Here is a 1,783-nt window from a genome sequence, read left to right as displayed (position 1 = left end):
TTGAAACACGATCATAGACATATTGGACAACAGCATACAAAATAAAGAGAGTAAGGTGATTTTAGGATCACGAATAAACTAGCTAACTTTTTACAATATTAAAAATATACGATGAAGAGTTTGATCCTGGCTCAGGATGAACGCTAGCGGCAGGCCTAACACATGCAAGTCGAGGGGTATAGAGAGCTTGCTTTCTAGAGACCGGCGGATGGGTGAGTAACGCGTATGCAACCTACCTTTTACAGGGGAATAGCCCGGAGAAATTCGGATTAATGCTCCATGGTTTAATTGAACGGCATCGTTTGATTAATAAAGATTTATCGGTAAAAGATGGGCATGCGTATCATTAGCTAGTTGGTGTGGTAACGGCATACCAAGGCTACGATGATTAGGGGTCCTGAGAGGGAGATCCCCCACACTGGTACTGAGACACGGACCAGACTCCTACGGGAGGCAGCAGTGAGGAATATTGGTCAATGGAGGCAACTCTGAACCAGCCATGCCGCGTGCAGGATGACGGTCCTATGGATTGTAAACTGCTTTTGTACGGGAAGAAATGTAATTACGTGTAATTATTTGACGGTACCGTAAGAATAAGGATCGGCTAACTCCGTGCCAGCAGCCGCGGTAATACGGAGGATCCGAGCGTTATCCGGAATTATTGGGTTTAAAGGGTTCGTAGGCGGTTGAGTAAGTCAGTGGTGAAATCTTATAGCTTAACTATAAAATTGCCGTTGATACTGCTTGACTTGAATAGTATGGAAGTAATTAGAATATGTAGTGTAGCGGTGAAATGCTTAGATATTACATGGAATACCAATTGCGAAGGCAGATTACTACGTACTTATTGACGCTGATGAACGAAAGCGTGGGTAGCGAACAGGATTAGATACCCTGGTAGTCCACGCCGTAAACGATGGATACTAGCTGTTCGGTTTTCGGACTGAGTGGCTAAGCGAAAGTGATAAGTATCCCACCTGGGGAGTACGTTCGCAAGAATGAAACTCAAAGGAATTGACGGGGGCCCGCACAAGCGGTGGAGCATGTGGTTTAATTCGATGATACGCGAGGAACCTTACCAAGGCTTAAATGTAGATTGACAGGTTTAGAGATAGACTTTTCTTCGGACAATTTACAAGGTGCTGCATGGTTGTCGTCAGCTCGTGCCGTGAGGTGTCAGGTTAAGTCCTATAACGAGCGCAACCCCTATTGTTAGTTGCCAGCGAGTAATGTCGGGAACTCTAACAAGACTGCCGGTGCAAACCGTGAGGAAGGTGGGGATGACGTCAAATCATCACGGCCCTTACGTCTTGGGCTACACACGTGCTACAATGGCCAGTACAGAAAGCAGCTACCAGGCAACTGGATGCGAATCTCAAAAACTGGTCTCAGTTCGGATTGGAGTCTGCAACTCGACTCCATGAAGCTGGAATCGCTAGTAATCGGATATCAGCCATGATCCGGTGAATACGTTCCCGGGCCTTGTACACACCGCCCGTCAAGCCATGGAAGCCGGGGGTACCTGAAGTCGGTCGCCGCAAGGAGCTGCCTAGGGTAAAACTGGTAACTAGGGCTAAGTCGTAACAAGGTAGCCGTACCGGAAGGTGCGGCTGGAACACCTCCTTTCTAGAGAAAAAAAGGAGTTGGTTTATTTACTCTCGCTGTTTGTTCAAAAAAAAGATAAGAAGTAATATACAGAGTCTCGTAGCTCAGCTGGTTAGAGTACTACACTGATAATGTAGGGGTCGGCAGTTCGAGTCTGCCCGGGACTACTAAGTATTAC

At 46.7% G+C, this 1,783-nt stretch carries 1 tRNA gene and 1 rRNA gene; both read left to right on the top strand.

Annotation, left to right across the window (positions count from 1 at the left end):
• Positions 1–108: 108 nt before the first annotated feature.
• A 16S ribosomal RNA gene (locus tag AWV75_RS18135) occupies positions 109–1,626 on the top strand.
• Positions 1,627–1,698: 72 nt separating this feature from the next.
• Positions 1,699–1,772: transfer RNA gene (locus AWV75_RS18130), tRNA-Ile, on the top strand.
• Positions 1,773–1,783: the final 11 nt, after the last annotated feature.

This window comes from Myroides odoratus (genome assembly GCF_001549985.1).
Taxonomy (GTDB): domain Bacteria; phylum Bacteroidota; class Bacteroidia; order Flavobacteriales; family Flavobacteriaceae; genus Flavobacterium; species Flavobacterium odoratum_A.
Note: the sequence above shows the minus strand (reverse complement) of the source record. Positions and strands in the feature narration are given on the sequence as shown.